Source organism: Achromobacter sp. GbtcB20 (genome assembly GCF_019091095.1).
Lineage (GTDB): Bacteria > Pseudomonadota > Gammaproteobacteria > Burkholderiales > Burkholderiaceae_B > Achromobacter > Achromobacter mucicolens.
Map to the genome: position 1 here is coordinate 1 of NZ_JAGXJZ010000031.1, position 13,560 is coordinate 13,560.

12 protein-coding genes and 3 tRNA genes are annotated in these 13,560 nt (G+C 65.5%); 1 reads left to right on the forward strand and 14 read right to left on the reverse strand.

Features of this window, described 5'->3' with window-relative positions; translation table 11 throughout:
* The 12 genes from KVT32_RS25580 to KVT32_RS25635 form a co-directional block, all read right to left on the reverse strand.
* Positions 1-530: GTP-binding protein (locus KVT32_RS25580; RefSeq protein ID WP_217619021.1), on the reverse strand; the 530-nt coding region annotated here is incomplete at its 3' end.
* Positions 531-585: 55 nt separating this feature from the next.
* Positions 586-660: transfer RNA gene (locus tag KVT32_RS25585), tRNA-Thr, on the reverse strand.
* Positions 661-672: 12 nt separating this feature from the next.
* Positions 673-746 (reverse strand) — tRNA-Gly (locus tag KVT32_RS25590).
* A 147-nt stretch (positions 747-893) separates the two neighbouring features.
* Positions 894-980 (reverse strand) — tRNA-Tyr (locus tag KVT32_RS25595).
* Between the two features lie 113 nt (positions 981-1,093).
* Positions 1,094-2,257, reverse strand: a complete 1,164-nt coding sequence (locus KVT32_RS25600) for an iron-containing alcohol dehydrogenase (RefSeq protein ID WP_175156982.1) — start codon at positions 2,255-2,257, stop codon at positions 1,094-1,096.
* A 25-nt stretch (positions 2,258-2,282) separates the two neighbouring features.
* Positions 2,283-3,692 (reverse strand): aldehyde dehydrogenase family protein, encoded by a 1,410-nt coding sequence (locus tag KVT32_RS25605; protein ID WP_152383018.1) that lies wholly within the window; start codon positions 3,690-3,692, stop codon positions 2,283-2,285.
* 26 nt (positions 3,693-3,718) lie between these two features.
* Complete coding sequence (locus KVT32_RS25610) at positions 3,719-5,104, reverse strand: glutamine synthetase family protein (RefSeq protein ID WP_217619022.1); 1,386 nt, start codon at positions 5,102-5,104, stop codon at positions 3,719-3,721.
* 57 nt (positions 5,105-5,161) lie between these two features.
* Positions 5,162-5,968 carry a histidinol-phosphatase gene (gene hisN / locus KVT32_RS25615; RefSeq protein ID WP_152383020.1) on the reverse strand — a complete coding sequence of 269 codons (807 nt, stop codon included), beginning with the start codon at positions 5,966-5,968 and terminating at the stop codon, positions 5,162-5,164.
* Between the two features lie 106 nt (positions 5,969-6,074).
* Positions 6,075-7,076, reverse strand: coding sequence for a tripartite tricarboxylate transporter substrate binding protein (locus KVT32_RS25620; RefSeq protein WP_175156984.1), 1,002 nt, complete (start codon positions 7,074-7,076; stop codon positions 6,075-6,077).
* Positions 7,077-7,226: 150 nt separating this feature from the next.
* On the reverse strand, positions 7,227-8,822 hold the full coding sequence (locus KVT32_RS25625) for a rhodanese-like domain-containing protein (protein WP_175156990.1): 1,596 nt from the start codon (positions 8,820-8,822) through the stop codon (positions 7,227-7,229).
* Complete coding sequence (gene metC, locus KVT32_RS25630) at positions 8,822-10,015, reverse strand: cystathionine beta-lyase (RefSeq protein WP_175156985.1); 1,194 nt, start codon at positions 10,013-10,015, stop codon at positions 8,822-8,824. The genes KVT32_RS25625 and metC overlap by 1 nt, the downstream gene beginning before the upstream one ends.
* 2 nt (positions 10,016-10,017) lie before the next feature.
* Positions 10,018-10,605 (reverse strand): cysteine dioxygenase family protein, encoded by a 588-nt coding sequence (locus KVT32_RS25635; RefSeq protein WP_152383023.1) that lies wholly within the window; start codon positions 10,603-10,605, stop codon positions 10,018-10,020.
* A gap of 140 nt (positions 10,606-10,745) precedes the next feature.
* Here KVT32_RS25635 and KVT32_RS25640 point away from each other — a divergent pair, with 140 nt between their 5' ends.
* Positions 10,746-11,639, forward strand: a complete 894-nt coding sequence (locus KVT32_RS25640; RefSeq protein ID WP_217619023.1) for a LysR substrate-binding domain-containing protein — start codon at positions 10,746-10,748, stop codon at positions 11,637-11,639.
* Here the strand turns inward: KVT32_RS25640 and KVT32_RS25645 are convergent.
* Both KVT32_RS25645 and KVT32_RS25650 read right to left on the reverse strand, forming a co-directional pair.
* A complete protein-coding gene (locus tag KVT32_RS25645; RefSeq protein WP_152383025.1) occupies positions 11,633-12,637 on the reverse strand; it encodes an asparaginase in 1,005 nt (334 codons plus the stop codon). The genes KVT32_RS25640 and KVT32_RS25645 overlap by 7 nt on opposite strands.
* Positions 12,630-13,547, reverse strand: coding sequence for a ParB/RepB/Spo0J family partition protein (locus KVT32_RS25650; protein ID WP_152383026.1), 918 nt, complete (start codon positions 13,545-13,547; stop codon positions 12,630-12,632). Before KVT32_RS25650 ends, KVT32_RS25645 begins: the two co-directional genes overlap by 8 nt.
* Positions 13,548-13,560: the final 13 nt, after the last annotated feature.

Below are 13,560 nucleotides of genomic sequence, written 5' to 3' on the forward strand. Positions count from 1 at the left end.
AGCTTGGCCGAACCCTTGACGATCGGGGTGTCGTCGCCCGGGAAGTCGTACTTGGACAGCAGTTCGCGAACTTCCATCTCCACCAGCTCGAGCAGCTCGGCGTCGTCAACCATGTCAGCCTTGTTCAGGAAGACGATGATGTACGGCACGCCAACCTGGCGGCTCAGCAGGATGTGCTCGCGCGTTTGCGGCATGGGGCCGTCAGCGGCCGACACGACCAGGATCGCGCCGTCCATCTGGGCAGCGCCCGTGATCATGTTCTTGACGTAGTCGGCGTGGCCCGGGCAGTCAACGTGCGCGTAGTGACGCGTTTCCGTTTCGTACTCGACGTGAGCCGTATTGATGGTAATGCCGCGCGCCTTTTCTTCAGGAGCTGCATCGATCTGGTCGTAGCCCTTGGCTTCGCCGCCGAACTTGGTCGACAGAACGGTCGTGATCGCCGCCGTCAACGTCGTTTTGCCGTGGTCAACGTGACCAATCGTACCCACGTTCACGTGCGGCTTGGTACGTTCAAACTTGCCTTTTGCCATGGCTGACTCCTGACCTGGATTGCGCTTCTGACTGAAGAAAAGAATTTGGAATTTGTGGTGCCCATGGCGCGGATCGAACGCGCGACCTCTCCCTTACCAAGGGAGTGCTCTACCACTGAGCCACATGGGCATTTAAAAATCTTGGAGCGGGTGAAGGGAATCGAACCCTCGTCGTAAGCTTGGAAGGCTTCTGCTCTACCATTGAGCTACACCCGCGGCAAACCCTTTCACCTTCTCTCATCCCAACCCTTCGAAATGAAGGCCGGAGGATTCTTGCCACCTTCTTTGCGAAGGCTGCGCAAGGCCACCGGGCCTTACATTGCAAATCCAGGCCAACCGCGCCTGGATTTAGGTATGGGTCTCTGGTGGAGGAGGTTGGATTCGAACCAACGTAGGCGCAAGGCCAACAGATTTACAGTCTGCCCCCTTTAACCACTCGGGCACCCCTCCAGCGGAGAACTTGAGATTATGAACACTTTCAAATCCGCTGTCAAACCATTCGGATGAAAAATTCATAATTTCAGTTCCACCTCCGCCGCGTTTCCGCGCAGAGGGGGCGAAGCTTACAGGTTTCCGCGAATTGCTGCACGAAAAAGCTGAGAATATTTTTCGGCGGAGAAATTGACGGGGTTCGTGCCGGCGGAAGGATCCTGGCTGGCCATGCGCCCCACCCGCTCGGCCTGGCCGTCATCCAGGCCGATCTCGGCGAGCGTATGTGGGATGCCCACGGCCTCGCGCAGCGCCAACACCCAGTCGAGGACCGCGCCCGGGCTTTGCCGCGGCAACCCGAGATAACGCGCAAGCGCTTCAAGCCGGGGCGCCACCGCTTCTTCGTTGGCCTTGAGCACGTAGGGCATCAAGATCGCGTTGAGCAGGCCGTGATGCGCGTCATAGAGCGCGCCAAGCGGATGCGCCAGCGCGTGCATGGCGCCCAGGCCGCGCTGGAAGGCGGTGGCGCCCATGCACGATGCCGTCAGCATCTGCTGGCGCGCCTGCAGATCGGCGCCATCGGCAACCGCCTGCGGCAGATACGTCTTGATAAGGCGCATGCCCTCCAGCGCAATGCCAGCCGCCATGGGGTGAAAAGACGGCGAACAGTAGGCTTCCAGGTTGTGCGACAGCGCGTCCATGCCCGTGGCGGCCGTGATCTTGGGCGGCAGGCCCACGGTGAGTTCGGCGTCCAGGATCACGATGGACGGCAGCATGCGGGCATGAAAGATGATGCGTTTTACCTGCGCGGCCTCGTCGGTGATGACGGATGCGCGCCCGACTTCGGAGCCGGTGCCTGCGGTGGTGGGTACGGCCACGACGGGCGCCATGCCGGCGGCATTGACGCGCAGGTAGTTGTCGCCGATGTCTTCGAAGTCCCACAGCGGCCGGCTCTGCCCCGCCATCAATGCGATGGCCTTCGCCGCATCGAGCGCCGAACCGCCGCCGAACGCAATGACACCGTCATGGCGCCCGCGCTTGAATGCCGCGACACCGTCGTCGACGTTGCGCCCGGTTGGATTGCCCTTGATGTCGTGAAAGACCGCGCAATCGACGCCATCATCGTGGCACATGCCCACGGCATCGCGGACCATGGGCAACGCGGCCAGTCCGGGATCGGTCACGAGCAAAGGCCGGGACATGCCCAGCTCACGGCAGCACGCGGGCAGTTCCTTGATGCGTCCGGGGCCCACCTTGATGGCGGTGGGATAGTTCCAGTTGACGTGGGGGACAGTCATGATTCGGTTCCTGGTGACGCCGCGTTCAGAGGCTGCGCAAATGGAAGGATTTCGCCTGGGTGAGCGTTTCGTAGCCGAGCTTGGACAAGGACACGCCGCGGCCCGACTCCTTGACGCCCGTCCACGCGAGCGCCGGGTCGAGGTAGTCGCATCGGTTCATGAAGAACGTGCCCGCGCGCACCTGCCCGCCGATACGCAATGCGGCCGCTTCGTCCTGCGTGAAGACGGCAGCCGTCAATCCGTACGGACTGTCGTTCATCAGCGCGATGGCCTGTTCGTCGCTGTCGACCGGCATGATGCCGGCAACCGGACCGAAACACTCCTCGCTCATGATGCGCATGCGGTGGTCGACCTGCGTGAGCAACGCGGGCGCGACATAACACGAGCTTTCACTCGCATTAGGTGAGCTTTCACTCGCTTTCTTGAAATGCGAGTTATCGATCACGTTTACGGCGCCGGCGCCGACGGCTTGCGCGATCACTTCCCGGATCTCGGCCGCCGCGCGGGCGCGCACGACAGGGCCAAGCGTCGTGCCCGGCTGCAACGGATTGCCCAGCACATAACGCTGCGTCAGGGCGACGGCGCGCTCGACGAACGCGTCGTGCACGCCACGCGCCACGTAAATGCGCTGAATGCCGCAACAGGACTGGCCGGCGTTGAAGAAGGCGCCATCGACGAGCGTCTCTGCCGCGGCGTCCAGGTTGGCGTCCTCACGCACGTAGGCTGGGTCGTTGCCGCCCAGTTCCAGTCCGACGCCGATAAAGCGACCCGCCGCGCTTTCCTCGACGATGCGCCCTCCCCGGACCGAGCCCGTGAAGGACACATAGCCGATCTCCGGCGCGCGGATCAGCCGTTGCGTGATGTCGTGGCTGGCGTGCAGGTATTGAAAGACGCCTCTTGGCGCCCCCGCGTCTCGGAATGCGCGATCGATGAGCTCGGCGCACAGCGGCGTCTGGTCTGAATGCTTGAGAATGACGGTGTTGCCCGCCATCAGTGCGGGCACGATGCTGTTCACCGCGGTCAGCAGCGGATAGTTCCACGGTGCGATGGTGAGCACCACGCCGATGGGCTCGCGGCTGATGAAGCGCGTAAAGCCTGGCTGCGCGGGCGCGGCAATGGGCGCGAGGGCATCGTCGGCGATGGCGATCATGTGGCGCGCGCGGGCGGCGAAGCCGTCGACTTCGCCGGGTGCGTCGCGCAGCGGACGGCCCATCTGAATGGTGATCGCGCGCGCGATCTCGTCCTTGGCCGCCGCGACATGGTCCACGGCAGCCGCCACGATGCGCCCCCGCGCCTGGATGCCGAGCGCATGCCACGCCGGCTGCGCGCCCTGCGCGTTGGCCAGCGCCTGCGAGATCTGCGCTTCGCTGGCGTAGGCGCGGCGCACGACCGGGCGTCCGTCGATGGGGCTGATGGTGATGAGTTCGTGGGTCATGGCTACCCTGATGGCAATGGACGGGTTCAGATAATTTCGAAGTAGCGCGCAAGCTCCCAGTCGGTCACATGACGCCGGAACTGCCGCTCTTCCCATTCGCGCGTCGCGGCGTAGTGCTCGACGAATGCGTCGCCGAACAGCAGCCGCGCGGCGTCGGAGCCGCGAAGACGCTGCGCGGCTTCCCACAAGGTCGTGGGCAGATGCAGATGCGCGGGAAACGCCTGCGTATAGGCATTGCCCTGCACCATGGGCTCGGGCGACAGCCCTTGCTCGATGCCGTACAACCCGGAGGCGAGCGCCGCGGCCAGCGCCAGATAGGGATTGGCGTCGGCCGATCCGATGCGCACTTCGACACGCTGCGATTTGTCGCTGCCCGGGATGAGGCGCAGTGCCGTCGTCCTGTTTTCCATCCCCCACGTGGCGTCCAGCGGCGCCCAATAGCCGGGCACCAGGCGCGAATAGCTGTTGATGGTTTGCGCGTACAAGGCCATGAATTCGGGAAGGTACCGCTGCACGCCCGCCATGAAGGCGGCCTGCAGGTTGCCGACGCCATGTGGCTGCGACTCGTCGTAGAAGGCCGAACGCCCCGTCTTGCGGTCGCGCAGAGACAGGTGAATATGGCCGCTTTGACCCGGGTGGTCGTGCGACCATTTCGCCATGAAGGTGGCCATCAGGCCGTTCTGTTGCGCAAGCGCCTTGGCGAACGTCTTGAACAGAAACGCCTTGTCGCCGGCCGCGGCCGCATGGTCCACGGCAAGCGCGGCCTCCAGCACGCCCGGCCCGGTCTCGGTGTGCAGGCCTTCGATGGGCATGTCCATGCGCTCGCACATGTCGAGCAGCTTGCGATAGAAGTCGCCCTCGACCGTGCTGCGCAGAACCGAATACCCGAAATTGCCGGGTGTCCAGTTCTCCATGTTGCGGTAGTGCTTGGCGCGCACGGAGTGCGGCGTCTCGCGGAACATGAAGAACTCGTACTCCAGCGCGGCATAGGCATCGAAGCCCATGTCCGCCGCGCGATCGATCACGCGGTGCAGCAGGCGGCGCGGACAGATGGCGGCGGCATCGCCCTCGAATTCCGCCAGGAACAGCAGCATGTCTTCGCCGCCAGGGCCTTGTTCCAGCGTGAGACGGCGCGCGCTTTGCGGCACGATGCGCAATTTTGCGTCGGGGTATGCGGTGTGCCAGCCGGTGTACCGGGTGTTGTCGTAGAGCTGATCGTCCAGGTCCCACCCCAGCACCACGTCGCAGAACGCGAGCCCGGAACGCAGCGCGCCCAGGAATTTGTCGCGCCTCAGGTACTTGCCCAGCATGACGCCGTCCACATCGGACAGGCCGATCTTGATATGCGAGAGCGGGCTGGCCTGCACCAGCCGCTCTGCGTCTTCCACCGTTGCTACCCCTAGTGCATGCATGCTCATTCACCTTATGGCTGAAGCGTTGCGTGGAACTGCGGGCGGGCGGCGCGCCGGTCAGGCCATGGCCGCCCCCAGCACCTGCATCGCCTGGCGATGCAGCGCAGGCGTGGCGGCCGCGATCACGCGGCCCTTTGAGGCGAGACCGAGCGGCTGCCCTGCCCAATCCGTCATGACGCCGCCCGCGCCTTCGATCACGGGCGCAAGGGCAAGGTAATCGTAGGGTTGCAGCCCCGCCTCCACGACGAGGTCGACGTGGCCGCTGGCGAGAAGCCCATAGCTGTAGCAGTCGCCGCCATAACGGCGCATGCGTGTCTTGGCTGCCAAGTGGTCGAAAGCGGCCAGCTCGGCGCCCGTGAAGATGTCGGGCGCGGTGGCATACAGGATGGCGCTGTCGAGGTCGGTGCATGCGCGCGTCGCGCACGGCTCGCCGTTCAATCGCGACGGCGCGTGCGCCACGCCGATCCAGCGTTCGTCGAGCATGGGAATGTCGATCAGCCCCAACACCGGCCTGCCGCGGTGCAGCAGCGCAAGCAGCGTGCCCCACAGCGGATTGCCCGAGATGAAGGCGCGGGTGCCGTCGATGGGGTCGAGCGACCACACGAATTCGGAATCGGCATGAGAGGCGCCGAATTCTTCACCGAATATGCCGTGGCTGGGATGATGCGCGGCAATGGCCTCGCGCAGCGCCGCCTCGACCTGCCTGTCCGCCTGCGTGACGGGACTGTCATCGGCCTTGGTGTCGACATCAAGCGGATGCCGGAACCACTTGCGCGACAGGGGCCGGGCGCGATCGGCCAGCGACTGCGCGAACGCGGCATACGCCGCGAGCTGCGGCGCCGACAAGGCCGAGGAAGTCTGCATCGATGCCCTCCAGGAGGGGCGCGCGGAGGATCAGTGCGCCGACGGAACGCCTGCACGCAGGCGTTTCCAGTCTAGACACCTTGCTCCGCGTTGGCAAACATGCAGTTCAATCGAGCGACACGCCCGCCGTCTTCACCATGTCGGCCCAATACGTGGTGTCCTGCTGCAGCCGGCTCTTGAAGGCCGCGGGCGCGCTGCCCACGGGTTGGCTGCCGCCGCTGTTGATCTTGGCGATCACGGCGGGCGACTTCATGGCCTGCTCCACGGCCTGGGCCAGATAAGCGATGCGCTCGGGCGGCGTTCCCGCGGGCGCGAACAAGCCATACCAGTCATCCGCGGTGATGCCTTCCAGGCCGGCCTGCTTCAACGTGGGCGCGCGCTTGAAGATGCCCACGCCATCGCCGTGACTCATCGCGAGGATCTGCAGTTTTCCGGCCGCCACCATGGGTTCGGCCGATGCTGGCGAGGTGATCAGCATGTCGACGGTGCCGCCCAGCAGGTCCGTGACCGCCGGCGCCGCGCCGCGATACGGCACATGCACCAGCTTGACGTTGGCCTTCTGGGAAACCAGCGCGCCCATCAGATGGCTCATCGTGCCGTTGCCCGGCGTCGCGTAGGTGATGACCCCAGGCTGCTTGCGCGCGGCCGCAAGATAATCGTCCAGCGTCTTGTATGGGCCATCCGCGCGCGAGACGAGCACCAGCGGCGCCGAGGTGATCTGCGAAATGGGCACGAAGTCCTTCAGCGGATCGAAGCCCACGTTCTTGTACAGGCGCGGATTGACGGCCATGACGCTGGTCTGCGACATCACGAGGGTGTAGCCGTCAGGCTTGGCGCGAGACACCTGCGCCGTGCCGACGTTGCCGCCCGCCCCCGAGCGGTTTTCGACAACCACGCTTTGACCCGTGATGGCGCCCAGCTCCTGCGCGATCAAGCGTGCGACGCCGTCGTTGCCGCCGCCCGGCGGGAACGGCGAGACAACGGTGATCGCCTGCTTCGGATAGTCCGCCAGCGGCGCCGGCGTCTGGGCATGGGCGGCGAACCCCCACGCGAGGGCTGCCGCTGCCACCACGGCCGTCTTGCAAGCTTGCAATGCGTGATGCTTCATCTGGATTTCCCCTTGAGATGGCGGCCGGATACTCGGCCGTCCTTTGCATTCCGGTTCGCCATGAACCGTCCGCACCCCGGCGGCAATTGCCGCCAGGGCGTCCTGATCAGGTTGAAGCGGGTGTCGCCGCGCAAACGCGCGGCGGCGGTGTCAGCTGGCCGGGAACCGGTACGCGGCGCGTTCCCGGTCGTCGATCTGCTTGACGAGATTGGTTTCCCAGGCGAGGTACTGCCGCGCGGCGGCCTTGTTCCCGTCGTGGCGGTCGTGCACAAAAAACAGGTAGTCGATGCAATCGCTGTCGGGCGGATCGGCAGGCGTCGTCTCCAGCGAAATGCCTTGAGCGGACCAGCTGTTCGGCGTGCCCGTATTGGCCTTGACGTCATCGATGCCCAAGGCAGCCAGATCGCGCGCCGCCCACGCCGCCAAGGCGGCGTCTTCGGCCAGCAGCACGACAGGACGCGCGGGATCGAGCGCCAGACGATGCAGCCGCGGACGGATGGACCAGCGGGCGCCGGCCACGTGGCTCGCGCGGTACCGCATGCTGGGCCGAATGTCGACAATCTGGGCGCCCTGCTTCAGCACATCGGCCAAGGCCGCATCGGACAGCAGAGCAAGCGCAGGCGCCTCGGGCAGTGCCGGCGCGTGGGCCAGGACGGCGCCCGTGCCTTCTTCGAGCGTGCAGGCGTCCCATCCCATCTGCCGGAGCCAGCTGGCGACGACCGGCGCGCGCACGCCTTCGCCATCGAACACGACGATGCGGGCGCCGCGCACGGCGATGTACTGGTCCGTCGCCTGAATGAGTTGCCCGCCAGGCGCATGCTGCGCGCCGGGCAACGACCCCTTCGCAAACTCTTCGGCGCTGCGCACATCGCACAGGAAAGTGGTGCGCTGCGGGTCTCGCAGCCAGTCCTGCACCTGCCCGGCGTTGGCCGACGGCACGCCGTGACGCTGGGCGAGCTGCGCGGAACGCTGCGCCAGCGCCGGCACGTCTTCAGGCGTGACGTCATCCGGATACCGGCGGCGCGCGCCATGCTCGAGCTGCAGGTCTTCCAGGTACCAGCCCTGCGTGCCGTTCTCCAGTGCGTAGACCGGATTGGGCACACCCAGGTTGATGAGCGTCTGCGCGCCGATGATGCTGCGCGTGCGGCCCGCGCAGTTCACCACGATGGTGGTGTCGGGCCGCGCAGCCAGCGTGTGGGCGCGCAGCGCCAGTTCGCCATTGGGGCAGCAGATGCCGCCGGGAATGCTCATCTTCTGGTATTCGGCGAAGGGCCGGCCGTCCAGCACGATAAGGTCGTCGCCCCGGCGCTGGCGTTCGGCCAGTTCGCGCGCGCCGATGCGCGGGGTGTGGAAAACCTCTTCGGCGAGTTCGCCAAATGTTTTGCTGGGAACGTTCACGCCTGCGAATGCGGCATAACCGTCGCGCTGCCATTGCGCGATGCCGCCGGCCAGGCGGTGCACATCCGTGTAGCCCAGCACGCCAAGGGCGCGCGCGGCGCGGGCCGCGGTGTCGTCTTCGCCCCCCTCGTCGTAGACCACGACGCGCACGCCGCGGCGAGGCGCGAGGCGGACGATGTCGACTTCAAGGCGGCTGTACGGGACCGGCGCGGCGTAGAACAGATGCGACTCGCCATACTGGCCATGCTCGCGCACGTCCAGAAGTGCGATCTCGCCGCCGTCGTGCAACCACTGCTTGAGCGTGTGCGAATCGACGTCGGCGAAGGTGGGGTCGTTATACGGCTGCATCATGAGATTCGGAGGGAACGGATGGGTTGAGTCAGTGCGGCCAGGCCGCGGTCAAGGTCGGCGATCAGGTCGTCAGGATCTTCCAGGCCGATGTGCAGGCGCAGCATGGGGCCGCGCGCTTCAATGCCGGGCAACGAGCGCGCAGCCTGCAAGTTCACCGGAATCACCAGGCTTTCAAAGCCGCCCCACGAGGCGCCGATGCCGAAAAGCTGCAGGCTGTCGATGAAGCGTTCGGCGTCGGCCTCGGTATAGGCGTCAGACAGTTCCAGCGTCAGCAGGCCGTTGGCGCCGCTGCAATCGCGCTGCCAGATTGCATGGGAGGGATCGCCAGGCAGCGCAGGATTCAAAACGCGCGCGACTTCCGGACGCGCCTTGAGCCACTGGGAGATCCGGAGCGCGCTGCGGGCGTGCTGCGCCATGCGCAAGGGCAGCGTGCGCATGCCGCGCAATACCAGAAAGGCGTCGTCGGCGCCGACCGTCTGGCCGAAATCGATGGTTGCGCGTTCCAGCGCCCGCCATGCGCGCTCGTTCGTGACGACGGCGCCCATCATCACGTCGGCATGGCCGCCCAGATACTTGGTCGCGGCCAGGATGGAGATGTCGGCGCCCAATTCGAGCGGTTTTTGCACCAGACCGGACGCCCACGTGTTGTCCACAGCCAGCCAGCAATCGTGTTTTCTCGCGGTTGTGGATAACTCGGTGAGGTCCGGCATTTCGTAGGTCAGCGACCCCGGCGACTCCGCATAGATCATGCGGGTATTGGGCCGGATCAGCGCCTCGATGCCCGCGGCATCCGGCCGGTAGTACGTGAATTCGATCCCCAGGCGCGTCAGGTGTTCGGCGCAGAACCGGCGCACCGGCTCATACACGGCGTCTGTCACAAGCACATGATCGCCCGCGCGCAGATAGGCAAGCAGCACGGTGGCGATTGCGGCCTGGCCCGTGGGATAAAGCTTGGCGCGATAGCCCGCTTCCAGTTCGACGAGCGCGTCTTCCAGGGCGTGCGTGCTGTCGGTGCCCCGCGCGCCATAGGACGGCAGACGCTCCTGTTCGCGGCGCGCCCGCGTGTCGCGCCACGCTTCTACGCTATCGAAGACATACGTGCTGGCGCGCGTGACCGGCGTGTTGACCCAGCCTTGATGAGGACGTCCTGCACGCAGCAGGCGCGTTGCGGACCGGAAGGGCTTGCTCATGATCAGCGCCGCGTCTGCACGCCGATCGGCATGATCTTGCAGGTGCCGGTCTCCAGGTCGAAGCCCAGGCGTTGGTCCAGCGTTTCCAGCGCGCGTCCGTACATGTGCAGATGGCGGATGACGCTGTCGCCCTGGATTTCCACCGCGTGGATATCGTCGGGCATCAGCGCGATGCCGGTGCCGGGGCCCACCACCACGGTATCGATCTGCGCCAGCTTGCCGACGCCCGGCTGTGAACCGTCGTCCAGGCGGTCGTACACGTAGTTGTATTCGACGCCTTCGACCGCTGCGATACACGCCCAGGTGGTGTGGTTGTGCGGCACGATCTTCTTGCCCGGGCGCATGACGTTCAGGTACAGCGCATAGCTCTTGTCGGCGTCTTCGGCGATCAGATAGCGGGCCTGGCGTTCGTCGCCCTCGGGCGGCGGGTAGCGGTCGGCGCCCCACCAGGCGGTATTGCCGGCCAACGCCACCAGCTCATCCAGGACGATCTGAAGGCTGTCGCGGTTCAGGCCCTTATTTCCTACAGTTTTTTTAATATTTTCGACCGCGCTGTCGATGCCGGCCTGTTGGGGATGTGCAGTGCTCACGTCGTTGTTCCCTCTTGTTTCATGAGTTATTGCACTTACTGTATCGCCCGGTGTGAATGCCAACAATTTAAATTGCTTGAACATTCCATTAGGACTGCTAATGTGTCGGGCTATTCCTGAAACCTTTTCCCGCTGAACGGATGCGCAATCTAGACCTGGACTTGCTTCGCACGCTGACGGCCATCGCGCAGCATGAAACGTTTTCCGAGGCCGCCAACCGGCTGCACAAGACGCAGTCCGCGATCACGCAGCAGATGCAGCGGCTCGAGGCGATGATCGGTCTGCCGCTGTTTGAAAAGCAGGGCCGCAACAAGGTGCTGTCCTCGCATGGCCGGCGGCTGGTCGAATACGCCCGGCACATGCTGGCCATCAACGATGAAGCGCTGCGGGCGTTGCAGGATGGGCCGCTGGAAGGCGATCTGCGGCTGGGTGCGCCCCTGGACGTGGCGGACACGATCCTGCCCGCCCTGCTCACGCACATCGCGCGCGTGGCGCCCCGCGTAAAGCTGGAGATCCGGGTCGATCGCAGTCCGTTCCTGATGGATGCCCTGCGCGCGGGCGAGATCGACCTGACGATCTCCACGCGCTTTGACCAGGACTTCGAGGGCGTGGCGTTGCGCACGTCGCCGACGGTCTGGCTGGCATCCGCCGATTACGTGCATGATTCCCATGCGCCCGTGCCGCTTGTGCTGGCGGACGAACCCAGCATCTTTCGCCGCCTGGCGCTCAATGCGCTGGAGCAGGCGCAGGTGCGTTGGCACACGAACTACGTGGCGCCAAATCTGGTGGGGATCAAGGCCGCGCTGCGCGCGGGCCTGGGCGTGACGGCGCGCAGCGTGGAACTGCTGGGGCCGGAGATGCGGGTGCTGGGAGAAAAGGAAGGACTGCCGCCCCTGCCGGACGTGACCTACTTCCTGTGGATAAGGCGTGATCTCATCAATCCGCTGACGCGGCAGGTGTACGACATGCTGCGGACCAACCTGGGTCTTGCGCAGCAAGGCGCGGCGACGGAGCCGCCGCCCGCGGTTCAATAACGGTCGAACACCTGCTGCAACGCATCCGGATCGCGAGTGATCGTCAACGCGAGCATCAGGAGGATGCGCGCCTTCTGCGGATTCAGGTCGCGCGCGGCGACAAAGCCCAAGCTGGCGTCGTCGACTTCGACATCGCGCGCCACGAAACCGCTGCCCGTGCGGCTGGACCGAACGACGGCCACGCCGTCGTCGGCTGCACGGCGCAGGCCTTCGATGGCCAGGTCGGTGGCGTTGCCGTCGCCCACGCCCGCCAGCACAATGCCGTCGGCGGCGCTGGCCAGGAAATCGATCAGGTCGGCCTGCAGGTTGGCATACGCATAGACGATGTCCACACGCGGCCAGCCAGCCTTTTCCAGCAATGCGAGTGAAAACTCGCTTTGTGCGCCATAGGTGGTGGCATTGCGCGAGTAAAAGCAAGGCACGCCGCCGTGCATGACGCCGGCGCGGCCGCGATTGGGCGATGCAAACGCGCACAGGCCGGCGCTGGCGATCTTCTGGATTTCGCGGGCGTAATGGATGTCTTCGTTCATTACGACGAGCGGGCCGCGGCCCCGCGCATCGGGATGGCGCGCCAGCGCCACCGCGTTGTACAGATTGGCCGGACCTTCTGCGCCCAGGGCCGTGGCCGGGCGCATGGCGCCAACCAGCACGACGGCCTTGTCATGACGGTTCACCAAGCTGACGAAATACGCGGTTTCCTCGAGCGTATCCGTCCCGTGGGTGATCACGATGCCTGCCACCGAGGCGTCCTGGCAAAGCGTGTCCACGCGCTGCGCCAGCGCGCGCCAGACGTCGTGCGTCATGTTCTGGCTACCGACGTTGGCAACCTGCTCAGCGCGGATCTCTGCGATGCCGGCCAGCTGCGGCACCGCCGCAAGCAGGTCATTCACGGAAAAAGTGCCCGACTTGTAGCCGGCGGACGTGGCGTCAGCCTGGGCCCCCGCAATCGTGCCCCCCGTCGCCAGCACCGCGATGACGGGTAATGCGTTTTCAGGCATCCACCGCTCCGGAAAGGCCCTGGCGCTCGAGGAGCGAATTCAGGTGCTCCCAGCCGTGGAAGTCGATGACGATCTGACCCTTTTCCTTGGCGCCCACTTTCAGCGCCACGCGCGTGCCCAGATGATCGGACAGCGCTTCTTCCAGACGCGTCAGGTCGCGCGACACGCCGTTGGTCTTTTTCTTGGGCGACGCCGAGGCTTCGGCGTCCTTGGCCGTCTTGGCAACGAGCTTTTCGGCCTCGCGCACCGACAGACGGCGCGCGATGATGAGATTGGCAAGCTGGATCTGCGTGGCCGCATCGACGGCGAGCAGCGCGCGGGCGTGGCCCATGTCGACGTCGCCGGCCAGCAGCATGGTCTGCACGGGCGCGGCCAGGTTCAAGAGGCGCAGCAGGTTGCTGGTGGCGGACCGTGAACGGCCGATGGCCTGCGCGGCCTGTTCGTGCGTCAGGCCGAACTCATCGAGCAGGCGGCGCACGCCGTGCGCTTCTTCGAGCGGATTCAGGTCTTCGCGCTGGATGTTTTCGATGAGCGCCATGACGGCGGCGTTTTCATCGGCGACTTCGCGCACCAGGACCGGCACTTCTTTCAGGCCGGCAAGCTGCGCGGCGCGAAAGCGGCGTTCGCCAGCAATGATTTCGTAGTGGCCGGGCGCATCGCCCAACGCACGCACGAGTATCGGCTGCATGATCCCTTGCGTGCGAATCGATTCGGCCAGCTCGCCCAGGGCCCCCTCGTCCATGCGCGTGCGCGGCTGATACTTGCCGGCGCGCATCTTCGAGATGGGCAGGGTGGACGGCGGACCCTCGGGCTTGGCGACAGCCTTGCCGATGTTGTCGATTGCGGGCGCATCGGCGCCCAGCAAGGCGTCCAGTCCGCGACCCAATCCCTTGGGTTTCTTGGTGGCCATAATTAAATCCTCT